19 protein-coding genes are annotated in these 25,029 nt (G+C 67.8%); 16 read left to right on the top strand and 3 right to left on the bottom strand.

Features of this window, described 5'->3' with window-relative positions:
• Positions 1-406: 406 nt before the first annotated feature.
• A complete protein-coding gene (locus HNQ07_RS09890; RefSeq protein ID WP_184111223.1) occupies positions 407-1,426 on the bottom strand; it encodes an aldo/keto reductase in 1,020 nt (339 codons plus the stop codon).
• 142 nt (positions 1,427-1,568) lie between these two features.
• Here HNQ07_RS09890 and HNQ07_RS09885 point away from each other — a divergent pair, with 142 nt between their 5' ends.
• Positions 1,569-2,150, top strand: a complete 582-nt coding sequence (locus tag HNQ07_RS09885) for a TetR/AcrR family transcriptional regulator (RefSeq protein ID WP_229831923.1) — start codon at positions 1,569-1,571, stop codon at positions 2,148-2,150.
• Positions 2,151-2,451: 301 nt separating this feature from the next.
• Here HNQ07_RS09885 and HNQ07_RS09880 read toward each other — a convergent pair whose 3' ends face one another.
• The gene (locus HNQ07_RS09880) at positions 2,452-2,685 is read right to left on the bottom strand and encodes an ATP-binding protein (RefSeq protein WP_221274933.1); all 234 of its coding nucleotides are present in this window, start codon (positions 2,683-2,685) and stop codon (positions 2,452-2,454) included.
• A gap of 422 nt (positions 2,686-3,107) precedes the next feature.
• On the bottom strand, positions 3,108-5,177 hold the full coding sequence (locus HNQ07_RS09875) for an ATP-binding protein (RefSeq protein WP_184111219.1): 2,070 nt from the start codon (positions 5,175-5,177) through the stop codon (positions 3,108-3,110).
• A gap of 336 nt (positions 5,178-5,513) precedes the next feature.
• Here HNQ07_RS09875 and HNQ07_RS09870 point away from each other — a divergent pair, with 336 nt between their 5' ends.
• From HNQ07_RS09870 to HNQ07_RS09800, 15 genes are all read left to right on the top strand, one after another.
• Positions 5,514-6,848 carry an FAD-binding domain-containing protein gene (locus HNQ07_RS09870; protein WP_184111217.1) on the top strand — a complete coding sequence of 445 codons (1,335 nt, stop codon included), beginning with the start codon at positions 5,514-5,516 and terminating at the stop codon, positions 6,846-6,848.
• Between the two features lie 360 nt (positions 6,849-7,208).
• On the top strand, positions 7,209-8,480 hold the full coding sequence (locus tag HNQ07_RS09865) for an ABC transporter substrate-binding protein (protein WP_229831924.1): 1,272 nt from the start codon (positions 7,209-7,211) through the stop codon (positions 8,478-8,480).
• Positions 8,481-10,043, top strand: coding sequence for a glycoside hydrolase family 76 protein (locus HNQ07_RS09860; protein WP_184111215.1), 1,563 nt, complete (start codon positions 8,481-8,483; stop codon positions 10,041-10,043). It begins immediately after the preceding gene.
• Positions 10,040-11,122: a glycoside hydrolase family 76 protein gene (locus HNQ07_RS09855; protein WP_184111213.1), complete on the top strand. Its 1,083-nt coding sequence runs from the start codon at positions 10,040-10,042 to the stop codon at positions 11,120-11,122. The genes HNQ07_RS09860 and HNQ07_RS09855 overlap by 4 nt, the downstream gene beginning before the upstream one ends.
• 37 nt (positions 11,123-11,159) lie before the next feature.
• Complete coding sequence (locus HNQ07_RS09850) at positions 11,160-12,329, top strand: GntR family transcriptional regulator (RefSeq protein ID WP_184111211.1); 1,170 nt, start codon at positions 11,160-11,162, stop codon at positions 12,327-12,329.
• A gap of 51 nt (positions 12,330-12,380) precedes the next feature.
• On the top strand, positions 12,381-13,310 hold the full coding sequence (locus HNQ07_RS09845) for a carbohydrate ABC transporter permease (RefSeq protein WP_184111209.1): 930 nt from the start codon (positions 12,381-12,383) through the stop codon (positions 13,308-13,310).
• 12 nt (positions 13,311-13,322) lie between these two features.
• Positions 13,323-14,207 carry a carbohydrate ABC transporter permease gene (locus tag HNQ07_RS09840; protein WP_184111208.1) on the top strand — a complete coding sequence of 295 codons (885 nt, stop codon included), beginning with the start codon at positions 13,323-13,325 and terminating at the stop codon, positions 14,205-14,207.
• 101 nt (positions 14,208-14,308) lie between these two features.
• Positions 14,309-16,258, top strand: coding sequence for a glycoside hydrolase family 76 protein (locus HNQ07_RS09835; protein ID WP_184111207.1), 1,950 nt, complete (start codon positions 14,309-14,311; stop codon positions 16,256-16,258).
• A gap of 19 nt (positions 16,259-16,277) precedes the next feature.
• The gene (locus HNQ07_RS09830) at positions 16,278-17,351 is read left to right on the top strand and encodes a glycoside hydrolase family 76 protein (RefSeq protein ID WP_184111206.1); all 1,074 of its coding nucleotides are present in this window, start codon (positions 16,278-16,280) and stop codon (positions 17,349-17,351) included.
• 62 nt (positions 17,352-17,413) lie between these two features.
• Positions 17,414-18,703, top strand: a complete 1,290-nt coding sequence (locus HNQ07_RS09825) for a glycoside hydrolase family 125 protein (protein WP_184111205.1) — start codon at positions 17,414-17,416, stop codon at positions 18,701-18,703.
• Positions 18,704-19,020: 317 nt separating this feature from the next.
• Positions 19,021-19,929 carry a cobalamin-binding protein gene (locus HNQ07_RS09820; RefSeq protein WP_184111204.1) on the top strand — a complete coding sequence of 303 codons (909 nt, stop codon included), beginning with the start codon at positions 19,021-19,023 and terminating at the stop codon, positions 19,927-19,929.
• A gap of 503 nt (positions 19,930-20,432) precedes the next feature.
• A complete protein-coding gene (locus HNQ07_RS09815) occupies positions 20,433-21,464 on the top strand; it encodes a LacI family DNA-binding transcriptional regulator (protein WP_184111203.1) in 1,032 nt (343 codons plus the stop codon).
• 216 nt (positions 21,465-21,680) lie between these two features.
• Positions 21,681-22,727: a D-xylose ABC transporter substrate-binding protein gene (gene xylF, locus HNQ07_RS09810; protein WP_184111202.1), complete on the top strand. Its 1,047-nt coding sequence runs from the start codon at positions 21,681-21,683 to the stop codon at positions 22,725-22,727.
• Between the two features lie 83 nt (positions 22,728-22,810).
• Entirely contained in the window at positions 22,811-24,025 is a 1,215-nt protein-coding gene (locus HNQ07_RS09805; RefSeq protein ID WP_184111200.1) for a sugar ABC transporter permease, read from the top strand.
• Entirely contained in the window at positions 24,022-24,795 is a 774-nt protein-coding gene (locus HNQ07_RS09800) for an ATP-binding cassette domain-containing protein (RefSeq protein ID WP_184111198.1), read from the top strand. Before HNQ07_RS09805 ends, HNQ07_RS09800 begins: the two co-directional genes overlap by 4 nt.
• Positions 24,796-25,029 lie beyond the last annotated feature (234 nt).

The raw sequence follows: 25,029 nt of genomic DNA, 5'->3' as shown, positions 1-25,029 counted from the left end.
TGAAAGATAGCGCGGTATGCAGCTCCAGTCAAGGTATGCATCCCGATCTTTCACCAGCGTTGGCGCAGGGTTCAGCTCGCTACTCCTCGCGGCGCTGGAAGTACCTATACGGTTCCAGCTGACTCCCTGCGGACATGATCTCTTCATTGTCAATCGGGGCGGCCAGTCGGCCTGGGGAGGCGTTGCTCACGCCGATCGAGCGAACTCGGCCGTCCCGCTGGGCGCCGCCCTTACATGACGGACCGCATTGTCCGGACGCCTGGCCGGGGATCGGCACGATCTTGCCGAGCGTGTGGCGCCTTCCGCCGAGGGCAAAAGCACCGGGCTGACCGAGCGGATGGGCGTGCGTACGCTGCCGGGCAGCCGGACATCAGTCGGGTATGGGTCGCCCATGTCGGCATCTCCCTCAGCGGCGGCGCAGCGACGCGTCGAGCAGCGCAGGTGGCGTGTCGTACTTCTCCTCGGGGGCCAGGTCGGTGCCCGGCGGCACGATGCGGTCGATGGCGTCCAGCACGTCGGCCGTGAGGACCGTGTCGGCCCCGGCGAGCTGCGAGTGCAGGTGTTCCACGGTGCGGGGGCCGATGATCGCGCTGGTCACGGCAGGGTGGGTGGTGACGAAGCCCAGCGCGAGCTGGATCATGGTCAGGCCTGCTTCATCGGCCAGCTGGGCCAGCTGTTCCACGGCGTTCATCCGGGCGCGGTTGGACGGGCGTGACAGGTCGAAGCGCTGTGGCATGAGTGCGGCGCGGCTGGTGGTGATGTCCTGTCCTTCGCGCACGGCGCCCGATAGCCACCCGGACGCCAGCGGACTCCACACCAGTACCCCCAGGCCATACTCCTGCGTGACGGGCAGGACGTGGGATTCTACGCCGCGCTGCAGGATGGAGTAGCTGGGCTGTTCGGTGACGTGTCGGCCCAGGTGGTGCGTCCTGGCGGCCCACTGTGCCTGGACGATGCGGTACGCCGGGAACGTCGAGGTGCCGAAGTACCGGACGGTTCCGGCCCGTTGCAGGTCCGTGAGGGCCCCGAGCGTCTCCTCATCGCTGGTGGTGGGGTCCCAGCGGTGGATCTGGTACAGGTCGATGTGGTCGACCTTCAGTCGGCGCAGGCTGTCCTCGACGGCCCGGATGAGCCATCGGCGGGAGCCGCCGCGGTGGTTGCGTTCCTCGCCCATCGGCATGACGGCCTTGGTGGCCAGGATGAGGTCGTCGCGCCGGCCCGCGATGGCCCGGCCGACCATCTCCTCGGACTGGCCCTGGCTGTACATGTCGGCCGTGTCGATGACGTTGATGCCGGCGTCCAGGGCGGCGTCCACGATGGCGGTGGCGTCGGCCTGGGTGGTGCGGCCGATCTGTCCAAAGTTCATCGCGCCGAGCGCGAGGGTGCTGACCTGAACTCCGGTGCGGCCAAGGGTTCGGTACTGCATGGTGTTCCTCCAGTGGGTGTAGTGACCGCAGCCGTCCTGTGGCCACACGGCGTCCACTGCCCTATGATGGAAAGCGGAACGCGGTTCCAGAAGTATGCGGAACAATGTTCCGTTTGTCAATCTCGCCCAGAGGAGGCAGACCGTGACGGAGTCGGACAGCCCACCGAAACACGCTTCGCCGCCCAAGCGGGCGGACGCCAGGCGCAACGAGCAGACCGTCCTCGACGCTGCCGCGGCGCTCTTCGTGCAGTCCGGCGTCGAGGTGCCGGTGCGCGACATCGCCGCCCGGGCCGGCGTCGGTACGGGCACGATCTACCGCCACTTCCCGACCCGCGCCGACCTCATCATCGCCGTGTACCGGCATCAGGTCGACGGATGCGCCCAGGCCGGCCCGGACCTGCTGAGCACCTCGGCCAGTCCCCACGCGGCGCTCGACCAGTGGATGCAGTTGTTCGCTGACTTCCTCACTACCAAACACGGCCTGGCGGCAGCGCTTCAGGCGGACAACGCCAGCTTCAGCGCCCTCCACACCTACTTCCTCGACCGTCTCGTACCGGTCTGTGCCGCGCTGCTGGACGCCGCTGTCGCTGCGGGGGAGATCAAACAGGACGTGGACGCCTACACGCTGATGCGCGGAGTGGGCAACCTTTGCATCGGCACCGACAGCCACTACAACGGACGCATCCTGGTCAGGCTCCTCATCGCCGGCCTGCGTTCGCCTTGAGAGGTGTGGCGGGTCCTCAGTGGACTGTCTGCCCCAGCGGTCCACGCCGTAGCGTGAACGCCCGTTGCTGTTCGTGACGTCGGCGGTGTGATGCGGGCCGATGGCACGCCCAGAGTGTTGCAGCGCGCTGTGGTTACGATCTGAACTTGCCCTATGGAGTGGCGCACAGGAAGCGAAAGTCTGGACCCCAACTCCAGAGCTTGTCAGCGTGCACGCCGATAGGGACGACGTGCTCGCCCAAGAGCCGACCGAAGTAGGCCGTTGCTTCCCTCATCGGCCGGGATGGAGTACCGGTGCTGCCTCAGCCCGGCAGGGTGAAGGCGAAGGTGGCGCCCTCGCCAGGTTGACTGACCGCCCACACCCGGCCCCCATGCCGCTCCACCAGCCGTCTCACGATGGCCAGGCCCATCCCCCGCTCCATCAGCCCGCCCGGCAACGTACGCTGTTCTGGCTCGAACAGCAGCTCCGCGGACGCTGGCTCGAACCCCTCACCGGTATTCCGGACGGGGCCGGGTGTGGGCGGACGGCCGACCAGGGCAGGGCGCCACCATCGCCTTCCTGTTGCCGAGGTGATGGCGAGGTGGAGTGGTCTGCGATGACGTGTGCGGCTTGGATCAGGGCCACGTCATTCAACTGGGAAACGGCTCGCTGGGATGGGACTCCGCGCCGAAAATAGGCGGCTAGGCCAGCGCTCCTGAAGGGTGGAGATCCGCGGTCGTCCTCAGTAAAACCAGGAGCAGTTCGCGCCGTTGCCAGAGGGATTTCGGGAGCCCGCTCACGCCCGACATGGGCACGGGAACACTGACGACGTTCATGACATCGGCGCGCGCAGGTCCGCCAGGGCAGTGGGTGCGAGGAACGGCGGCCGGGTGGTGCATAACTCTTTCCAAGGCTCAGCACTGTGGCTGGCCCTGGTGCTTGGTGCGCAGCGATGTCAGGTTGCCCCGTCTGAGAGCCTCAGGAACGCAGGGGTGCGGCGGGCGGCTTGGGCAGGGTGAAGCTGAAGGTCGCGCCCTGATCGATGGCTCCCGTGATGCGGACCGTGCCCCCATGCCGCGCAATGATGCGCCGCACCAGGGACAGGCCCACGCCCGTCCCCTCGAACTCGTCCTGATGGTGCAGGCGTTGGAAGATGCCGAACAGTTTCTCGGCGAAGCGGGCATCGAAGCCCGCGCCGTTGTCTCGCACGTGGACCGTCCACTCCTGCCCGCCGTCCTCGGCCCACACCTCGATCACGGCCGGCGCGCGGTCCCTGCTGAATTTCACGGCGTTGTCCAGCAGGTTGGTCATCACCTGCTGCAGGGTCACCCGGTCCCCCTGCACCAGTGGCAGGGAACCGAAGTGCCACTCGACGGCGCGACCATCGACCCGGGGCAGCACGTCCAGCCGGGCCTGCCCGGCCAGGGCGCCCAGGTCCACCACGCCCATGGTCAGCTCCCGGCGCCCGGTGCGTGACAGGATCAGCATGGCGTTGATCAGCGTCTCCATGCGTTTGGCGGCCTGACTCACGACCTCTAGGGATCGTCGGGCCTTGACTGGATCGTCCAGATGCCGCGCGGCCATGCTGGCAAAGCCCTCCACGTGGCGCACCGGGGTCATCAGGTCGTGCGACACGCTGTAGTTGAAGGCTTCCAGTTCCTCGTTGGCGACCTGAAGGGCGGCGCGTTCGTCCAGGAGTTCGCGGGTTCTCTGTTCGGTCCGTTCCTCCAGGGTCCGGTTCAGATTCTGGATCATCGCCTCGGCCTGTTTGCGCTCGGTGATGTCGTAGGACACGACAAGGACGCCGTCGATGGCTCCCGCCGCTCCGCGCAGTGGCGTTCCCCTGGTGATGAAGACGCGGCCGTGCGACGCGTGCTCATATTCGAAGGCCTCGCCCACGAGCGCCCGGCGGTAATGCTCCTCGTATTCGGCAATGACTCCGGGCGGCATGGCCTGCGCGACGGTGCGGCCCACGAGGTCCTGTGGCGCGTAGCCCGCCAGGGTCAGGGCCTCGCCCTGGGCCAGGAGGTACCTCAGGTCATGATCCACCACGAAAACGGCGCTGCGGGGCAGGTGTTCGATCAGCGCCCGCAGACGCGCCTCGGACTGGATCAGGGCGTCCTCGGCCCGCTTCCGCTGGCTCACGTCATTGAAGATCACCGCGACACGGCGCTCGTCCGGGTGGCCGACCCGGAAGGCGAACACGTCGTAAAACCGCCCCAGTGCCGCCGCGATGTGTTCGAAGCGCCTCGCCTCACCCGTCGTGGCGATGTGCCCGTACACCTCGAACCAGAACGCCTCGTGCTCGGGGGCGAGCGATCGCATCGTGCGGCCGATGGCCCCTTCCAGGCCGGTCTGCCGGACGAAGGCTGGGTTCATGTCGAGAAAGCGGTAGTCCACCGGCTGCCCGGCGTCGTCGAACAGCACTTCGATGGTGCAGACGCCCTCGTCCGTGGCATTGAACAGCGTGCGGTACTTCTCCTCCGAAACCCGCAGGGCCTGTTCAGCGTGAGCACGCTGTATGGCTTCCCCGAGTCGCTCACCAACCTCGCGCAGCAGGGCCACGTCACCCTCTGTCCAGACCCGGGGCGAGCTGGCCGCCACACACAGCGCGCCCACCAGCTGGCCGTGCGCGACGAGAGGCGCCCCCATGCATGCGGTGATCCCGAGGGCCTCCAGCGCGGAGCGATCACCAGCAGGGATCAGCGCAGAGGTCTGGGTGTTGGAGACGACGGCGCAGTCACCGCGCCGCATGATCTCGACGAACCAGCTGACGGTGGTCAACCGGTACGCGCTGGCAAGTGTGGGGACGCCGTCCCGCGTCCAGTCGGAGGCGACTCGGGCGATGCCGGCCTTCTCATCCACCTCGGCGTAGGTCGCGCGGTCGACGCTGAGGTACTCTCCCAGGAGCCGGCAGGCTTCACCGTGGATGGCGACCGGGTCGGTGAGGGCGCGCAGGGTGTCCCTGAAGTGGATCAGAAAGCGCTGCTGGGCGAGGAGCACCCTGGCCTGCTCGATGGTGATCTCGGGGGCCTCGGACTCCAGCATGACCCAGTGTACGAAGGTGGCCGGACCGACCGGGATGAAATCGTCTTGGCCTCGTGTGAATGGCGACTTGCCCGTGTCTTAGGGCGGACCCGGTGGTGGCGCCCCCTATGGTCACGAACCGTCATCGACGTGGCGTCGGCAGGCCCGGCCCCGGTCCTAAGGCCACGCCCGGCTGACCCATGACGGACACGTGCCCTGCCACCACCGCACACGGGGCAGCCTCATCAACTGTGCCGTGTGCGGCGTGGACGTGTTGCTAGGCTTGACTGGCGGAGGTCCGGGCGACCTGCACGCCACGCTACCGTGCCGCTGGACCACGGATGACACACTCCACGCATGCCCAGCCTGCCCCCGGATCTGCGGGACGTGCCTCCTGCCCAACTGTTTCCCGAGGTCTTCGCCCGCGACCCCCACCATCACGGTTTTGCCCGTGGAGGCCGCACGGCGGCGCTGGAGGCCCTGGCGCGGCTCGATCCGGTGCAGTACGGCCGAGACCGCTCGTCTCTGGACGGACATGTCAGCCGCGTGTCGCCGTACCTGCGTCACGGCGTCCTGACGCTGGCCGAGGTGCGTGACGCCGCTCTCTCGAGGGTGCCGGCCAGCGCGCCCAGCCGCGCATGGAAGTACGTGAACGAGTTGAGCTGGCACGACTACTTCACCCGCGTGTACGCGGAGGTGGGCGACCTCGTGTGGCAGGACTTCCAGCCGTACAAGACCGGATGGCCGGCCAGCGCCTACACGCACGACTTCCCGGAGGACATCGCGCAGGGACGTACGGGCCTGGCCTGCGTTGACGCGTGGTCCCGCGAACTGCGCGAGACCGGATACCTGCACAACCACGTCCGCATGTGGCTCGCCGCGTACGTGGTGCACCACCGGCGCATCTGGTGGCAGGGCGGAGCGTCATGGTTCATCACGCACCTGCTGGACGGTGATCCGGCGAACAACAACCTGAACTGGCAGTGGGTGGCGAGCACGTGGCGGGCGTTCCCGTACATCTGGAACCGCGGGACCCTCCAGAAGTACGCCGGCGAGCGCTACTGCGCCGCGTGCCCGCTGGCGCAGGGCGGCTGCCCCTTCGAGGACACGTACGCGGCACTCTCGGACCGGCTCTTCCGCGGCAAGGCCCCCGCGCCGGGCGAAACGGGCCGCGTGAACCCCGCCCGCTTGAAGGCGGTGCCGTGGGAACCGCCCCCGACGCCGACGACCGCTCCTGACGCGGTGGTGTGGGTCCACGGCGACCGGCTGTCACCGACCCACGAAGCGCTCACGGCCTACCCGGACCGTCCGGCCGTATTCGTCTGGGACGACGACCTGTTGCGTCACTGGGCGGTCAGTGCCAAGCGGCAGACCTTCATCCACGAGTGTGTGCAGGAGCTGCCGGCGCATGTCCTGCGCGGTGACGTGGCGGCCGAGGTCATCCGGTTCGCCCGCGCCCACGGGGCAGGAACGGTGGCGACCACACCCAGCCCCAGCCCGCGCTTCCGGACCATCGTCGCGGCCCTGCAGTCCGAGGGATTGACCGTCCAGGTGTGGCCGGAACCCGCCTTCGCCGCGAGTCTGTCCCCACTTGACCTGCGTGTGCACGCCAACTACTGGCAGCAGGTGAGCGCCAGCGCCTTTGGGAGGCCGCCAGCACTCCCCAAGAAGAGAGCGGCTCGGCAAACCTAAACCTCGACGGCCAGCGCAACCGTACCTACGCATCGCGGTCGCTCAAGGTGACCTCGTACGGCTGCTAGACGGCGTCACGGGTGGCGTGGGGGTGGCATGACTCCGCAGCGAGCCAGCGAGCGCCGGATTGCCGCACCTTGCAAAGAACACTGAACAGGCGTCCACACTGCTGAAAGTTGTTATGCTATTTCGTCGAGTTGTTATGTTGACATACATTGTCGGCGCATCTACTATCAAGTCGTCCCCCAACCAGACCGCGGTGCTGCGAATACCGCGCGTTCACGTGTGCGCCGACTCGGGCGCTCCGGTCAGGCTGCCATGGTGCGTAGCCAGAGCGGACGGGACCCATAGGAGGCATGCATGAAGACCACCCGTTCGCGTACCGTCATCACGCTGGGCGCCCTGCTGGCAATGGCCAGCGGCGCCACCCACGTTCTCACTGCCCACGCGCAGAGCGCCACGGAACTCGTGTTCTGGGGCGGCTGGACGGGGGAAGGTGAACAGCAGATCCAGACCATGGTGCGTGCATATAACAAGTCGCAGAACAAGGTGCACGTGACCTACGTGCCGCAGCAGGATGTCGTGACCAAGTTCCTGACCGCGTCGGCCGCTGGGAATGCTCCGGACGTCATGATCTGGGACCGTTTTGAAACGGCGCTGTACGCTCCGAAAAACGTGCTGGCCCCCGTCAACGCCTACCTGACCCGCGACCGCATCGACACCAGCGGGTTCTACGGCGAGGCGCTGCGCGAACTCAGCGTGGGCAACACCGTCTACGGCCTGCCCCTCACGGTAGACGCCCGCGCGCTGTTCTACAACAAAAAGCTGCTCACGGCCGCCGGAGTGCAGCCGCCGAAGACCTGGGCGGACCTGCGCGCCGCCGCGATCAAGTTGACCAAGCGCGACGCCAGCGGCAAGCTCCTCGTGTCCGGCTTCGCGCTCGACGACGTGGGCCTGTTCAGCATGTGGCTCAAGCAGGCCGGCGGCAGCATGCTCACGCCGGACGGCAAGAAGACCGCCTTCAACAGTCCGGCTGGACTCAAGGTGCTGGAATTCTGGGACACCCTGCTGAACAAGGACAAGGTCTACGAGATCGGCTTCGGACGCGGTGAGGGCAACGCCCAGGACCCGTTCGTGACGGGCAAGATCGCCATGGGCTACAACGGCCCGTGGAACATCAGCTCGTACCGCAAGTACGGCAAGGAACTCGACTTCGGCATCGCGCCGCCGCCCAAAGGCCCGACCGGCGCGCAGGGTGCCGGCATGGGCGGCTTCGGCCTCGCGCTCACACAGGCGTCCAAGAACAAGGACGCCGGCTGGGACTTCATCAAGTGGTGGCTGGCCACCCCCGCCAACGCGCTGATGTGGGGCAAATCCAGCAACAATATCCCCGGCAACCTGCGCGCCGCCGGCGACGCGTACTTCCAGAAGGACGCGTTCTGGAAACCCATCACCGACACGCTGAAATTTGCGACCATCCGGCCGCCCGTGCCCGGCTATCCACCCATGGAAGGCCAGGCGCTGATTCCCAACATTCAGCTGTTCCTGGAGGGCAAGCAGGACGCCAAGACCGCGCTTCAGAAGGCCCAGATCGCCGGCGACCGCATTCTCGCGGACAACGCCGCCAAGTAGGTGGCCGCGTCCGCCGCCAGCAGGGCCACGCGCCGTCACCTGCTCCTGGCCCTCGCGCTGCTGACCGGCGTGCCGTCCGGCACCGCGCGGCAGCCCGGTGACGTCCCCACGGCGCCGCAGCCCGCGCAGGCCATGCAGGACTTCCTCGCCGCGTACTGGGACGCGGACGCCGGCTACTTCCTCGCATGGAACCGCGGCGCGCCCTTCCCGCGGCCCACCGGGGCCGGCCCCGCCGGTGGCCGGTACAGCGACTTCTGGTGGGAAGCCCAGCTGTGGGACCTGGTGCTGGACGCCGCCACCCGCGATCCGGCAGACGCGCGAGCGCGCTCGCTGATCGGCGCGGTGTACGACGGCTTCGACCGGGCATATCCGGAGTGGTCGAACGATTACAACGATGACCTGGGCTGGTGGGCGCAGGCGGCCATGCGGGCGTACGTCCTCACGGGGGAGACCCGCTACCTCGACCGCGCCCGGTCGCTCTTCGCAGCGATCTGGGCGTCGTGGACGCCGGACGGCGGGGGCGGCGTGCTGTGGCGGCGCAGCGGCGGCGACCAGAAGAACGTGGCGACGAATGCGCCGCTGGCGGTCACGGCCGTTCGGCTGTACCAGGCCACGGGCGATTCCACGTACCTCACGCGGGCACGCGCGCTGTACGCTTTCGTGGACGAGCACCTGACCGACGGCGGGGCGCGGGTGTACGACAACATCGAGAACGGTGAGCTGCGCCGCTGGGAGTTCACGTACAACATCGGTAATGTCGTGCTGGCCGCGCTGGCCTTGCGCGAGGTCACGGCCGAACCGGCCGAGCGGGCGGACCTGCTGTCCCGCGCCACGCGGGCGACCGACTGGGCGCTCGATACCCTCACCAACGCCGGCGTCCTGCTGGACGAGGGTGCCGGCGACGGCGCGGCCTTCAAGGGCGTATTCCTGCGGGCGCTGCACACGCTGTCGCTGGTGCCGGAACTCGGCGCCGCGCCCCGGGAGCGCTACGCCGCCAGCCTGCGCGACCAGGCCACGCAGGTCTGGAACGTGCGCCGGCCCTCCGACGGTCTGGTCGGCAGCGACTGGAGCGCTCCGCAGGTGCGTGGCGTGATCGAGAGCGTGGCGGCGGCGTCCGCGGTGACCGCCCTGGTACTGGCGCCGCCGCCGCTGACTGCGCAGTTCGTCGAGGGTGACCGGCGGTACGAGGCGGAGAACAGCGCTCGGGCGGGCGTGGCCTCCAGCGCGGTGGCCGCCGGGTATTCCGGACGCGGGTACGTCAACGCCTTTTTCAAGGACGGTCAATTCGTGGACTTTCATGTGACGGTGAAGTCCGCCGGCCCGTACTGGGCGCACCTCCGCTACAGCGCCGGTGGCGGCACGGCCACCCGCACCGTGGTCGTGAACGGAGCGCCGGGTTCACAGGACTTTCCGGCCACGTCCGGCTGGCTTGCGTGGACCGAGCAGGTGGTGCCCATGGCCCTCAGCGCCGGCGTGAACCACGTCCGTGTGGCGTTTGATCGCCATTCGGGCAGCCGCGGATGGCTCAACCTCGACCGGCTCGTGCTAGGAGACCACCCATGACCACGCACGACACTCCCCCCACACCCACGTCGGCCGATCAGGCCCAGGCGGCCTTCAACGCCCTGTGGACGGGGTACTGGAACGGGGACGATGGTCTGTTTGCCATCCGCCGGCCGCTCGCGCCGGCCGGGTACGACCTGGCGTTCGATCTCTTCCACTACTGGTGGCAGGCCCACGCACTCGACGCACTCGTGGACGCCTTCGAACGGGATGGCCGGCGCGAGCACCTGGAGCATGCCGCCCACGTGCTGTCGGCCATCGTCCGCGTCAACGGCGGTCTCACCAACGACTATTACGACGACATGGAGTGGCTGGCCCTGGCGTGTCTGCGCGCGTGGGACGCCGGCGCGGGCGACGCCTTCAGAGAAGCGGCACTGACGCTGTGGGCAGATATCCAGAACGGCTGGAACGCGGCGTGGGGGGGCGGCGTCGCGTGGCGCAAGTCACAGCTGGACTACAAGAACACCCCGGCCAACGCGCCGGCTGCGATCCTGGCCGCCCGGCTGTACCAGCGCTTCGGCCGGCCCGACGACCTCGCGTGGGCCGAGCGGATCTCTGCGTGGCTCGACATACATCTGGTCGATCCGGCGAGCGGCTTCGTGTGGGATGGCATCAACCGTCTAGGCGACGGCGCCATCGACCGGGAGTGGACGTTCACGTACTGCCAGGGCGTGACGGTCGGCGCCGCGCTGGAGCTGTTCACCGCCACCGGCGACGACCGTCACCTGGCCCGGGCCCGCCGCACGGCCCTCGCCGCGGTGCAGCGCTGGCCCCAGACGCTGCCGGACGAGGGCGTGGGCGACGCCGGACTGTTCAAGGGCATCCTCGTGCGCTACCTCGGTGCGCTGGAGCGTGTCAGCCCGGACGCCGACCGGCGCGCGTGGCTGCGTGCCCAGGCACACGCGGCGTGGCGCTGCCGTGACCCGGTGACGGGCCTGAACGGCACGTCGTGGACACGGCGTCCCGGTGACGCTCCCCTCGACCTGAGCACGGCGCTGTCCGGCGTCTTCGTGTACGAGACTGTGGCTGCACTGGACCGCGCCGACGCCGCGCGCCCGCCGCACGGGCAGACGACGTGACGGGCCGCGCGCCACCCTGGGATACGCTGTGCTGAGTGTGACCACGCACCTGTACGAGCGCATCGTCGCCAGCATGCTCGACGATCTCCGGGCGGGCCGGCTGCGTCCCGGCGACCGGGTGCCCTCGGAACATGTGCTGGCACAGACCTTCGAGGTCAGCCGGATCACGTCGCGCCGCGCGCTGGATGTGCTGGCGCAGGCCAGCGTCCTCGAACGTGCGCAGGGCCGCGGCACCTTCGTCGTGCACGATCTGCCGGATCTCGAGCGGGTCGGGGCAGCGCTGGGCATGAATCCCGAACCGGCGAGCGTGGTGGCCGCGCCTGCCAACACCCGCTCGGGTCTGGTCGGGCTGGTGCTGCCGGACTTCAACGACAGCTACGGCCTGCACCTGCTGTACGCCATCGAGCAGCGCTGCGCCCAGCAGGGCCTCGACCTGATCCTCAAGAGGACCTACGGCGGGCAGGGCAACGAGGAGCGCGCCATCACGACCCTCATGCGCCGCGGGGTGGACGGCCTGATTATCTTTCCGGTCCACGGCGAGCACTACAATCCCGTGCTGCTCAAGGCGGTGCTCGGCGATTTCCCGGTGGTGCTGATCGACCGCTACCTGCGCGGCATCTCCGCCCCGGCGGTCGTGACGGACAACCACGCGGCGGCGGCGGCCCTCACGACCTACCTGATCAACCAGGGGCACCGGGACATCGCGTTCGTGTCACCGCCGGTCGAGAACACCTCCACCCTGGAGGAACGCTTCGAGGGCTGGAGCACGGCGCTCGCCGGTCACGGGTTGCTGCGGCGCCCGGAGCTCATTCTCAGTAACCTGCTCTCCACCCTTCCCACGCCGTCCCAGGCGCACAACATCGCCGCCGACCAGAGCCTGCTGGAAGCCTTCGTACACAGCGTCCGTGCCACCGCCTTCGTCTGCGTGGAGTACAGCCTCGCGCTGGAGCTGATGGCCACCCTGACGCGCCTGAACCGGCGTATCCCCCAGGACGTTTCGGTGGCGTGCTTCGACGCGCCGCGCGCGCCGTTGCCGCTGGACGGTGGCCTGCCGCCCTTCACGCACATCCAGCAGAACGAGACGGGGATGGGCCACACGGCCGTGGAGATGATCCTCGCCCGCCTCGGTGGCCAGACACTGGCGAGCGTCACCCACGTGCCCTTCACGCTGATCGAGGGCCGCTCGACTGCCGCGCCCGGCGCCTGAGCCCAGCCGCCGTTTCCCCCCCACGCGCCGCGTCCTCCCACGAGGTAAGTCATGCTGCACAGTTCATCCGCCGCGCCCACCCGCGCGGCTGGGCCTCCTGCCCGCCGGTCCCGGCTGCTGCGCCACGAGGCGCGCATGGCCTACGTCTTCATCACCCCGGCCATGGCGCTGTTTCTGGTGTTCACGCTGCTGCCGGCCGTGATCGCGTTTTTCCTGAGCTTCACCGACTACGACATCCTCACCCCGATCCGCTGGGTGGGGCTGGCCAACTACCAGCGCCTGCTGACCGACGAGCTGTTCCGCCGCGGCGTGCTGAACGTCGGCTTCTATGCGCTGCTGTACGTTCCGCTGATGATCGCGCTGTCGCTGTCACTCGGCCTGGCCCTGAACCGCCGGCGTCCCGGCATGGCGCTGTTCCGCACGCTGTTCTATCTGCCGGCCGTCACCTCCAGCATCGCGGCGGCGACCGTGTGGAGCTGGATGTTCCAGAAGGACTACGGCGTCGTGAACCAGGCGCTGGGCACCGTCGGCATCGCCGGACCCAACTGGCTGGCCAGCAGTGACACCGCCATGTACGCCATCGTGATCGTCACGCTGTGGCAGGGCCTGGGCAGCAACATCATCATCTACCTCGCCGGCCTGAGCGGCGTGCCGGGCTACCTGTACGAGGCGGCGGCGCTCGACGGGGCCAGCCCGCTCCAGCAGTTCCGGTACATCACGCTGCCAGCCCTGCGCACCACCACCTTCTTCGTGGTGTTCATGTCGCTGATCGGCGCATTCCAGCTCTTCGATCAGGCGTACGTGATGACCCAGGGCGGGCCGGGCTACGCCACCACGACTGCCGTGTACCAGATCTATTCCAACGGCTTCACGCAGCTGCGCATGGGCTATGCCAGCGCCCAGGCCTTCGTGCTGGCCGTGGCGATCCTGTGCGTGTCGCTGCTCAGCATGCGCCTGAACCGCGATTCGGGCCTGGGCTGAGGGGGAACCACGATGCGCAACCTCAAATGGACACCATGGGTCATCGTCCGGGAAACGCTGTTCTACGCCATGCTCGTGTTTGTTGCCGCCGTGATGGCCCTGCCCTTCTACTGGATGGTCGTCACGTCCCTGAAACCGGATGCGGACATCTTCAGCGACCCCATCCGCTGGTGGCCGCAGCGCGTGACCTTCGAGCACTACGTGCAGGCCTTCACGGTCGTGCCCTTCGCGCGCTACTTCTGGAACTCTACGGTCATGGCCCTGCTCGGCGTCGTGGCGAACCTCATCCTGGGCAGCCTGGCCGGGTACGCCTTCGCGCGCATGCGCTTCCGCGGCCGTGAGGGCCTGTTCCGGATGAAACTCGCGTCGCTGCTGATCCCCGGCGTGGTCACCCTGATCCCGACCTTCATCATCCTGCGGTCGTTCCCCCTCATCGGCGGGAACGACGTGCTCGGGCACGGTGGCCACGGGCTGCTGAACACCTACTGGGCCATCGTGTTGCCGGGCGCGGCGGGCGCGTTTGCCGTGTTCTTCATGCGCCAGTTCTTCCGCACCCTGCCTGACGACCTGATGGACGCCGCGCGGGTGGACGGCGCCAGCGAGTGGCGGACCTTCTGGAACATCTACCTGCCGCTGTGCGGCCCGGCGCTGGCGACCCTGGGCATCTTCACCTTCCAGGCCGGCTGGAACGTCTTTCTGTGGGCGCTGATCGTGTTCAACGACCCGAAGATGTCCACCGTGCAGATGGGCCTGCAGTCGTTCAGCTTCAACCACCAGACCGACTACGGCCCCTTGATGGCCGCCAGCGTCGTGGTGTCGCTCCCCGTGCTGATCGTGTTCCTGTTCGCCCAGCGCTATTTCACGCAGTCCATCTCGTTCACCGGGGTCAAGGGCTGAACACGTCTGGCGCCTGAGTCAGCCCCCACCGCACCGAATCCGTCAACCCGAGTTCCAGCGAAGTCGCCTGGAACGGTGTCCATCTCCGAGGAGTGCGAACCATGAAACCGAAGTCCTGGGCTGTATTGCTCCTGATCTCGCTGACGCTGGCCGCGTGTAGCCGGCTGCCGGAACCTGATACCGTCACTCGCCCGCAGCTCTCGGCCCTGGCCACTGCCGCCAATGCCGACACTGCCATGAGCAGCTTCGTGAACGTGTACTGGAACCCGACGAAGAAGTACTTCTACACCAACAGTGACCGCCAGATCCACAGCCACAACCCCGGCCCGGAGGGCGGCCTGTACACCGACTACTGGTGGGAAGCCCAGCTCTGGGAGACCGTGATGGACGCCTACGAGCGCACCGGCTCGGCCACCTACCGGCAGATGATCACTGACGTCTACGACGGTTTCTTCGCCGCGTACCCGAACTGGTCGGACAACGCCTTCAACGACGACATCGGCTGGTGGGCACTAGGCAGCATTCGGGCCTATGAACTGACTGGCGACGTGCGCTACCGCACGCGGGCCAAGGAGATGTTCGATTTCATCTATGCCAATGGCGCATATACCAGCGACTACGGCGGCGGCATCTGGTGGAACCGCATCAACTTCCTGACCCAGAAAAACGTGGCCACCAACGCCACGGCGGCGATCATCGCCATGCGCCTGAAACGGGCCCTGAATGACGCGTCGTACGCCACCAAGGCCCAGAACCTGTACGGCTGGGTGCGCAGCCGACTGTACGATGGGAACGGCAAGGTCTACGACAACGTCTCGGGGAGCGGCAACGGCACGGTGGCGACGTGGGAGTACACCTACAACTTCGGCACCTTCCTGGGCGCCGCGCTGGAGCTGTACCGCGATACCGGCCAGACAGGCTACCTGACCGACGCCAAGGCCGCCGCCGACTGGGCCACCACACGCATGACCCTGGACGGCACCCTGCTCTATGAGGGCGAGGACGACACGCCGGCCTTCAAGATGATCTTCGCCCGCAACCTGAACGCGCTGCGCGTGCTGGGTAACCAGCCGCAGTACCTGGGCTTCTTGCAGAAAAACGCCACCCAGGCGTGGAACCACCGCCGCACGTCGGACGGGATCATCGGCCCCGACTGGACGCGCACGCCCGACGGCAGCTTCATTCAGAGCGCCGCGGCGGCGGCCGGGGCCTCGATCCTGCAACTGGCGCCGCCCGACGGCTTTTCCGGCGTGGTGGTCGGCACGGGCGCCTACGAGGTCGAGAACGCCCGCCGCAACGGCATCAACAACGAGAACACGGCGAGCGGCTACAGCGGACGCGGCTACCTGGCCGGCTGGAACAGCGACAACACCTCGGTGGACATCGCGGTCAACGTGGCCAGCGCCGGCACCTACCGGCTGGACTTCCGCTACGCCGCCGGGGCCGGCACTGCGGTGCGCCAACTCAAGGTGGGCGGCACGGCGGTTGGCAATCTGACCTTTGCAGGCACGGGCGGGTGGAACACCTGGAACACGGTCGGCACCACCGCCACCCTGGCGGCGGGCACGAACGTGGTCACGGTCGCCTACAGCGCGGGCGCGGGCAGCAGCAACTACCTCAACCTCGACCGGCTGAACGTGGCCAGCACCGCCGCCTTCTCGACCACGCTGGAGGCGGAAAACGGTACGCGCCACAGCCTGAATATAGAGAGCACGAACGCTGGCTACACCGGCAGCGGCTACCTGGCGGGCTGGAACGCTGGCGGCCAGTGGGTCGACCTGCCGGTCACGGTGCCCACGGCTGGCACCTACACCCTGACGCTGCGCTACGCCGCCGCTGCGGGCACGGCCAGCCGCTACCTGTACGTCAACGGGGCCGGCGTGGTGGACAACCAGTCCTTCCCCGGTACGAGCACGTGGAGCGACTACCGCACCGTCACCGTGCCGGGCGTCAATCTGAACAGCGGCAGCAACACCATCTCGGTCATCTTCGACAGCGGCCGCGGCAGCAGCACCTACCTCAACCTCGACAACGTCGTGGTGAGCCAGTGACCACAGGCAGGAGCGAACGATGATCCATCCACTCTCCACCCTGAACTGGACACAGCGGGCCGAAGCCGCCCAGCACACCCTGCGCGAACGCTTCTGGAACCCCACCCAACACGTCATGAACCAGCGCTTTCCATGCGAGGGCGGGTGCAACGAACCCTACATCTACTGGTGGCATGCGCACACCCTGGACGTGCTGGTGGATGCTCTACTCCGCACTGGCGACTCGCGCTACACCTCGACGCTGCGGGAGGCCTTCGAGGGTGCCCGGACCCTGAACGGCGGCACGCTGCTTCACAACTGGTACGACGACATGCAGTGGATGGCGCTGGCCCTGCTGCGGGCCTTTGAAGCGACAGGCGAGCCGGCGTACCTGGACGGCGTGCGCGACCTGTGGGCCGACATCCAGGGCGGCTGGAACGACCACTGTGGCGGCGGCATCGCGTGGAAGAAGGACCAGCCGGACTACAAGAACACGCCTGCGAACGCCCCAGCCGCGATCCTGGCCGCCCGGCTGTACCGGCGTTTCGGGAAGGACGCCGACCTGGCGTGGGCACGGCGTATCTACGCGTGGACCCGCGAGCATCTGGTCGATCCGGTCAGCGGCTTTGTGTGGGACGGCATGAACCGGCTGGGCGACGGCCAGCTCGAAGACGGCTGGCACTTCACCTACAACCAGGGCGCGTACCTGGGCGCCGGGCTGGCGCTGCACCGGGCGACCGGCGAGACGGCGTATCTAGACGACGCGATCCGCACCGCCGAGGCCGCCCGCGCGCGTCTGAGCGACCCCACCAGCGGCGTGCTGCCCGACGAGGGCGACGGCGACGGCGGCCTGTTCAAGGGCATCTTCGTGCGGTATCTGACCCTGCTGATCCGCGAACAGGCCCGCCCTGAGTGGACAGCGCTGCTCCATCGCAACGGCAACGCGCTCGTCCAGAACGGAATTGACCCGGACACCGGCCTGTATGCCCTGAGGTGGGATCGACCACCGCCACGGCCCACGTCCGATCATCCGGTGTCCCTGAGCGGACAGCTCAGCGGCGTCATGGTGTTTGAAGCGCTCGCCACCCTGGAACGCCGGAACCTGCTGTCCTGATCCGGCAGACTGCGGGCGACTGTTCATACCACCCCCATTTCCCTCGATAGGAGCCCTTAGTCATGTCCTACCCGTCCGTTCACCGCCTGATGGCCCAGATGCAGCGACAGTTACAGGACAGGCCACAGCTTGCCGAGACCTTCGCCAACTGCTTCCCGAACACCCTCGACACCACCGTGCAGTTGCTGGACGACGGCACCACCTTCGTGTTCACCGGCGACATCCCCGCCATGTGGCTGCGGGACTCCTCCGCGCAGGTCAGTCCGTACGTGCCGCTCGCCGCGCACGATACCGAACTGCGGCGGCTCATCTCCGGGCTGATCCGGCGGCAGGCCATGTACCTCGCCATCGACCCCTACGCCAATGCCTTCAACGCCCAGCCGGACGGCCGGGGTCACGTGGACGACCGGCCGGGGCAGGGCCCGTGGGTGTGGGAGCGGAAGTTCGAACTGGATTCGCTGTGCTATCCGGTGTGGCTGCTGTCCCGCTACTGGGACGCCACGCACGACCGCGCCGTGTTCACGCCGGAGGTGGTTGGGATGCTGCGCACCGTCCTGGACGTGATGACCGCAGAGCAGCGTCACGACACGTCTGCGTACCGCTTCGAGCGGCCTGATCCTCACCTGCCCAGTGACACGCTCCCCGACGGCGGCCGGGGCATGCCGGTGGCGTACACGGGCATGGTCTGGTCGGGCTTCCGTCCCAGCGACGACGCCTGTACCTACGGCTACCTGATCCCGGCCAACATGTTCGCGGTGGTCGTGCTGGGGCATCTGGCGAACCTGGCCCGCAGCGTCCTGGACGACGGAGCGCTGGCGGCCCGCGCGGAGGCTCTGCGTGCCGAGATCGAGCACGGTATCCAGACGCACGGAGTGGTCGAGCATCCTACCCACGGCCGGATGTACGCCTACGAGACCGATGGCCTGGGCCGCCACCTGCTGATGGACGACGCGAATGTGCCCAGTCTGCTGTCCATTCCGTACCTGGGGTACCGGCCGGCGGACGACCCGACGTACCTCAACACGCGGCGCTTCATCCTCAGCGCCGACAACCCGTTCTATTTCGCGGGGGCGTCCGCGGCGGGCGTGGGGAGTCCACACACGCCCGGCGGGCTGATTTGGCCGATTGCGCTCGCCATGCAGGGGCTGACCGCCACCGACCGTCGGGAGCAGGACGCGCTGCTGGACGCGCTGGTGAGCACCACCGCCGGCACGCAGTACATGCACGAGGGCTTTCACCCGGACGACCCGGCCCACTACACCCGGCCCTGGTTCGCGTGGGCCAACTCGCTGTTTGCGGAATTCGTGCTGCACTGGGCAGGGGCATCTGCCGAGGACAGGCCGTCTGCGTGACGGCAAGACGGACAGACGACGAACGCGAACGGAGCGCGGTCCGGGGTTGGGGTCGGGTGACGCGGGTCCGAGCAAGCAGTAGTGTCGCGGCTGCCGATCCCCGTCTCTGGCGGCATCACCGGTTGGATCCCCCCGCAGGTGGTCGTTGTGCCGCTCCCACCGGGTGTTGAGGTTATGAATCAGGTTCCACGGATCGGCTGCACCGCGTCATCTGACCCTGACACTCGGCCACAGCTACGGCGTCGAGAGTGTGGCCCAGTGGGCTGCCCAGGATCTGGAACCCAATCCGGGCGGGCGCGGCCGGTTAGGCTCACTCTGTGACCTCCGCTCCGTTCGCTCCTCGCCGCATTGCCAGCTTGCTGCCCAGCGCCACGGATCTGCTGTTCGCGCTCGGGCTGGGCGAGCAGGTGGTCGCGGTCAGCCACTCCTGCGACCACCCCGGCGCGGTGGGCCGGCCTGTCCTGACCCGGTCCATCGTGGACACGTCCGCGTCCCAGGCGGACATTGACCGCGCCGTGAGCGAGGCCGTGCGCGCCGGCCGCGCCCTGTACGCGGTGGACGGCACCCTCCTCGACGCCCTGCGGCCCGACCTCGTCGTCACCCAGGGTGTGTGCGAGGTCTGTGCCGTGACCCCGGAAACCCTGGAGACGGCCGTGCGCTTCCTTCCCGGCTGTCTGCCCGCGTCTGGGGTGCTGAGTCTGGAAGGCAAGTCGGTCGCCGGCATCCTGGAGGACCTGCGTGCGTTGGCACGCGCCGCCGGGGTGACGGACCAGGGCGAGCGCCTGGCCGAGGATGCGCAGGCCCGGTGGAACGCCATCCGCCCGGCTCCCGGCGCGAGACGCGTCCTGACCCTGGAGTGGACTGACCCGCTCTTCTACGGGGGCCACTGGGTGCCCGAGCAGGTCTCCCGCGCCGGGGGCATGAATGTCCTGGGCGCGGCGGGCACGGACTCGGGCCGCACGACCTGGGACGCGGTGGCGGCCCTGGACCCGGACGTGATCGTGGTGATGTGCTGCGGGTACGGCCTGGCCGACAATGCCGCCTTTGCCCGCGGTCTGCTCGGCCGCACCGAGATGCGCGCGGTCAGGGAGGGCCAGCTGTGGGCGGTGGACGCGAACGCCCACTTCAGCCGGCCCAGTCTGGGCGTGGTGCAGGGTGCAGAGGTGCTCGCGGCCCTGCTGCGCGGCACTGCGTTGGATGGCGAGAGCGTCCGCATTGGCGTGTAAGGGGCGGCGGGTGTTGACGCGCGCCAAGTGGTCGGTTCAGCCCGACCGGGTGCCAGGATGAATGGGCGGACTGAGGTCACGTCGGCCGTGTGCGCGCTGCATGGGGTGATCCTCCAGCAGGGGTTGAGGAGCAAGCTCAGCGACGTCCGCCTGACCAACCGTGGTCAGGGGAAGTAGAGGCCACCGTGCTGTAAGGATAAATGCAGCCCTGGAGTCGCCTTTGAGTTCCCTGAGATGGCAAGGGATGCAGAGGTGATCCACGAATGCATCCGTGTGACATGCGGTCGGCCCTTGACGAAGGTGGGTTCTGATCGCCGCCAGGATTCCTCAGTGACAGGAGCTTGTGCCGTGCAGTCGGCGGGAGCTCAACTCGTCAGACCTCTGCCTCAACCGGTCACGCGCTGGAATCCAGTTCGACGTCACGGCGACCACCTCGATCAACCAGCACTGCCTTAACCACCCGAACATGGCGCCCTGAACGACTGGTGGACTACGCTGGGACGGTGAAGGTGAGGATCAAGGAGGTGGCCATCGCGGCTGGCGTCAGTACAGCGACGGTGTCCAAAGTGCTGTCCGGCCGCGCGGATTACCAGGTGCATGCCGAGACCGCGGAGCGGGTGCGCCGCGTGGCGTATGAACTCGGCTACGTTCCCGACGTGGCAGCACGCAACCTCAGGACCCGGCAGACGGGTCAGCTGGGCGTGGTCCTCGAGGCCGTGGGGCCGTCCGAGCCGGACTCGCTGCTGACGGGCGTGGCGGTGTCAGACGCGGTCAGGCGCACCTTCGACGGGGCGATCATGGCGGGTCTGAGCGAGGCGGCCCGTGAGCTGGAGGTTCCGGCCCTGGTGGTGTATCCCAGCGGTCAACTCGATGCCCGGACACTGCTCGACGGGCGGGTGGACGGGCTGCTGGTGAGCTGTGATCCACTGCGCGGCCACGGACTTCTGCACGGCCTGCGAAGTCCGCCGGTCCCGGTCGTGGCGCTGTGGACGCAGCGGGCGCCAGAGGGGATCGGCATGGTCGATGTCAACCACGCGCAGGGAGCGGGCATCGCGGTCCACCATCTCGTCGAGCTGGGGCATACCCGGATTGCGTTTTACGGTGGGGGAGTGAGGAGTGGCGTCGAGCATTTTGCGCGGCGCGAGCAGGGCTACCGCTCGGCGCTCGAGGAAGCCGGACTCCTGCCGCAGAGCGCCATACACGATGGACCGCGGCTGCTGCAGGCCGTGCAAGGCGGCGTGACGGCCGTGTTCGCAGAGACGGATCTGGGTGCGGCGGCGGCATTCCATGCGCTTGACAGCGCCGGGTTGAGTGTGCCGGCAGACGTATCACTGGTGGGCTTCGATGACATCCAGGGCGCCGAGTACATCGCCGGCGGGCTGACCACGGTGTACCAGCCCGCCGCGGAGATGGCCGCAGCGGGTGTCCGTGCCCTGCTGGCGCGGCTCGATGGGGAGGCGCCCCAGACCGCGCTTCTGCGGCCGAGGTTGATCCGGCGGCGATCGACGGCGCCAGTACGTGTGGTGAGCGGCTAAAGCGCGCGCTGGCGAGCGACAGGCAGCGGCCTACCTGTATAGATGGATCTGTCTTGGCAGTGCGTGTGGCAGGGTGTACCATCAACTCACCGAAATCGATTTCCCTGAAGGACCGATGCGTTCGCGCTCGCTTCAGGCAGGACTGATGGTGCCGTCCATCACCGGTTCTGGGTACCGTGCCCACCGCCGCGGGGTTCGTCCCACGCAAGGAGATCCATGAAACGACTTGGCATGATCTTGACTACTGCGCTTGGCCTCTCCCTGGTCGCCGGCCCTGCTATGGCCCAGAAACCCGTGGTGGTGGGCGTCAGCTGGTCGAACTTCCAGGAAGAACGCTGGAAGACCGACGAGGCGGCCATCAAGGCCCAGCTCGACAAGACCGGCGCGAAGTACCTCAGTGCCGACGCGCAGAGCAGCAACGAAAAACAGCTCTCCGATATCGAGAGTCTCATCACCCGCGGCGCTACCGTCCTGATCGTGCTTGCCCAGGACAGCGAGGCTGTGTTGCCGGGCATCGCCAAGGCCAAGGCCGAGGGCATCCCGGTCATCTCCTATGACCGCCTGATCGAGGACCCGTGGGCGTTCTACATTTCGTTCGACAACAAGGAAGTCGGCCGCCTCCAGGCGCGCATGATCCTGGCGGCCAAACCCAAGGGCAATTACGCCTTCATCAAGGGCAGCCCCACGGACCCGAACGCCCAGCTGCTGTACGACGGCCAGCTGGAGGTCCTGGCGAGCGCCATCAAGTCCGGGGCGATCAAGAACATCGGAAACCAGTTCACGGAAGGCTGGAAGCCTGAAGTCGCGCAGCGCAACATGGAGCAGATCCTGACGGCCAACGCCAACAAGGTCGATGCCGTGGTCGCGTCGAACGACGGTACGGCCGGCGGCGCGGTCGCTGCCCTGGCGGCCGTCGGTCTGGCCGGCAAGGTGCCGGTCTCCGGTCAGGACGCCGACAAGGCCGCCCTGAACCGCATCGCGCTCGGCCAGCAGACTGGGACGGTCTGGAAAGATTCCCGGACGCTCGGCACGGAAGCCGCCAAGATCGCCGTCCTGCTCTCCGGCGGGACCAAGGTCGCCGCCGTGTCGGGTGCGAAGCCCTTCAACGGTGGACCGCGCAAGGTCAGCGTGTCCGGCATGCTGCTCAAGCCCGTCGTGATCACCAAGGCCAACCTGGGCACGCTGATCACTGCGAAGTGGGCCACCAAGGCCGAGATCTGTAAGGGTGTGACGGGCGCCGCCGCACCGGCCGCGTGCCGCTGACCACGACCTGATTCGCGTTGCCGGGGCTGCGGGCACCATACCCGCGCCCCGGCAACGTGGGTCTCATCCCCCGGAGTACTGGCATGCAGAGTGTTCGAACCCCCCCACGCCCCGCCCGCCTGAACCAGCTCGGACTGGACGGCCGGCTAGTTTTCATGGTGCTGGCCATCGCCGGCATCTGGCTCCTGTTCGACGTGTTCACCCAGGGCATCTTCATCAGCGCCCGGAACCTCTGGAATCTGTCGGTTCAGACCGCGTCGGTCGGCGTGATGGTCAGCGGCATGGTGCTGGTCATCGTCATGCGGAACATCGACCTGTCCATCGGCTCGATCCTGGGCTTCACCGGCATGTTCATGGCCGTCGTCAACACCCGCCTGGTCACGGCCGACACGTGGTGGGGTACGGTGCTGACGCTGCTGCTGGGCCTGCTGCTGGGCGCGCTGCTTGGCGCCGTGCAGGGCACGTGGATCGCGCGCCTGAGCGTGCCGTCGTTCATCGTCACGCTGGGTGGCCTGCTGATCTTCCGGGGCGGCGCGTGGCTCCTGACCAGCGGCCAGACGATCGCACCCCTGACCGAGTCGTATCAGGTGCTCGGCGGCGGCCTGAACGGCGCGATCGGCGGCCCGGCCAGCTGGGCGGTCGGGCTGCTGCTCATGGCGGCCATCGTCGCCTCGGACCTGGTCACCCGCCGGCAGCGCCAACGCCGGGGCCTGCCCAACCGCAGCCTGGGCCTGCAACTGCTGTTCACGGGCGTCAGCCTGCTGGTCGTGCTGGGCTTCGTGCTCGTCATGAACGGCTACGCCGATCCGCGCACCGGGCTGCCACGCGGCATGCCGGTGCCCGTCCTGATTATGCTGGGCGTCACTGCGATCATGATGTGGGTCGTGCGGTCGACCCGCTTCGGCCGGTATGTGTACGCCTACGGCGGCAATCCGGAAGCCGCCCGGCTCGCCGGGATCAACACCGAGCGCCTGACGGTCACGGTGTTTGCCCTGATGGGCATGCTGGCAGCGCTGGCAGGCGCGATCCAGACGGCGCGGCTCAATGCCGGCACGAACTCCACCGGGACGCTGGCAGAACTCAGCGTTATCGCGGCTGCCGTCATCGGCGGCACGTCCCTCTCCGGCGGTACGGGCAGCATTCCGGGCGCCTTCCTGGGCGCCCTGCTGATGGCGAGTCTCATCAACGGCATGCTGCTCCTCGACCTGTCCAGCGCGTGGCAGAACGTCGTGCAGGGACTGGTGCTCATGCTGGCCGTCACCCTCGACGTCATCGTGCAGAAGCGGAGGACCCGATGAGCGCGCCGTCCGTCCGGGACGGCTCTATCGTGCCTCTGATCGAAACGCGTGGCCTGTCGAAGGCCTTCGGTGGCGTGCACGCGCTGGAAGGCGTCGACGTGCAACTCTACCCGGGCGAGGTACTGGGATTGCTGGGCCACAACGGCGCCGGGAAGTCCACCCTGATCAAGATGCTGTCCGGCGCTTACACCGCCGACAGCGGTCAGGTGCTCATGAACGGCGAGGAAGTGCGGCTGTCGTCTCCACGTGCCGCCCAGAACCTCGGCATCGAGACGATCTATCAGAACCTCGCGCTGGCCGACAACCTCGATGTCGCGGCGAACATCTTCCTCGGGCGCGAACTGTTGCGCGGAGGTCGTCTGGACGAGGACACGATGGAACTCGAGGCCCGGAAGGTCCTCGACCGCCTGAAGGTCAATATCCCGGATCTCAAGAAGCCCGTCTTCAACTTCTCGGGCGGCCAGCGGCAGTGCATCGCCATCAGCCGCGCGATCTACTTCAAGGCGCGCGTCCTGATCATGGACGAGCCCACCGCCGCGCTGGGGCCGCAGGAAACCGCCCAGGTGAACGAACTGATCGCGTCTCTGAAGGAGGAGGGAGTCGGCATTTTCCTGATCAGCCACGATCTGCACGACGTGTTTGATCTGGCCGACCGCGTGACCGTGATGAAGAACGGCCGCGTCGTCGGCAGCGCGCCCACGAACCAGATCACCCAGGATGAAGTGCTGGAAATGATCATCGCCGGCAAGCTGCCACTCCGAAACCGCTGAGCAAGGCCGCGAAGAATGTCTCGGCGGGCAGTACGGCGAGTTGCTGGCCCACAGCATCGGCCGGAGGAGCGGAAGGGGTGAGGTGCGGCGAGGACGACCCGACCGTCTTGACGTGTTGCGGCAGGCGGCGTCCTCGTACCGCGGCGGCACCGCAGCGGTCGGTCGGGCCGCGTTCTGCTGGACGCCGTGTCCTGGGTCTTGTCAGTGGCCGGGTGTGCGACTGGTTTCCCGCCG

Source organism: Deinococcus metalli (genome assembly GCF_014201805.1).
GTDB classification, from domain to species: domain Bacteria; phylum Deinococcota; class Deinococci; order Deinococcales; family Deinococcaceae; genus Deinococcus; species Deinococcus metalli.
The sequence above is the reverse complement of the archived record's forward strand: the minus strand, read 5'-3'. Positions and strand labels throughout refer to the sequence as shown.

Excerpts from the sequence above, each read along its gene's own strand:
- HNQ07_RS09825 (WP_184111205.1), top strand. The coding sequence starts at position 17,414 with ATGTCCTACCCGTCCGTTCACCGCCTGATGGCCCAGATGCAGCGACAG.
- HNQ07_RS09865 (WP_229831924.1), top strand. The coding sequence starts at position 7,209 with ATGAAGACCACCCGTTCGCGTACCGTCATCACGCTGGGCGCCCTGCTG.
- HNQ07_RS09845 (WP_184111209.1), top strand. The coding sequence starts at position 12,381 with ATGCTGCACAGTTCATCCGCCGCGCCCACCCGCGCGGCTGGGCCTCCT.
- HNQ07_RS09800 (WP_184111198.1), top strand. The coding sequence starts at position 24,022 with ATGAGCGCGCCGTCCGTCCGGGACGGCTCTATCGTGCCTCTGATCGAA.
- HNQ07_RS09840 (WP_184111208.1), top strand. The coding sequence starts at position 13,323 with ATGCGCAACCTCAAATGGACACCATGGGTCATCGTCCGGGAAACGCTG.
- HNQ07_RS09870 (WP_184111217.1), top strand. The coding sequence starts at position 5,514 with ATGCCCAGCCTGCCCCCGGATCTGCGGGACGTGCCTCCTGCCCAACTG.
- xylF (WP_184111202.1), top strand. The coding sequence starts at position 21,681 with ATGAAACGACTTGGCATGATCTTGACTACTGCGCTTGGCCTCTCCCTG.
- HNQ07_RS09855 (WP_184111213.1), top strand. The coding sequence starts at position 10,040 with ATGACCACGCACGACACTCCCCCCACACCCACGTCGGCCGATCAGGCC.
- HNQ07_RS09805 (WP_184111200.1), top strand. The coding sequence starts at position 22,811 with ATGCAGAGTGTTCGAACCCCCCCACGCCCCGCCCGCCTGAACCAGCTC.
- HNQ07_RS09890 (WP_184111223.1), bottom strand. The coding sequence starts at position 1,426 with ATGCAGTACCGAACCCTTGGCCGCACCGGAGTTCAGGTCAGCACCCTC.
- HNQ07_RS09835 (WP_184111207.1), top strand. The coding sequence starts at position 14,309 with ATGAAACCGAAGTCCTGGGCTGTATTGCTCCTGATCTCGCTGACGCTG.
- HNQ07_RS09875 (WP_184111219.1), bottom strand. The coding sequence starts at position 5,177 with ATGCTGGAGTCCGAGGCCCCCGAGATCACCATCGAGCAGGCCAGGGTG.
- HNQ07_RS09830 (WP_184111206.1), top strand. The coding sequence starts at position 16,278 with ATGATCCATCCACTCTCCACCCTGAACTGGACACAGCGGGCCGAAGCC.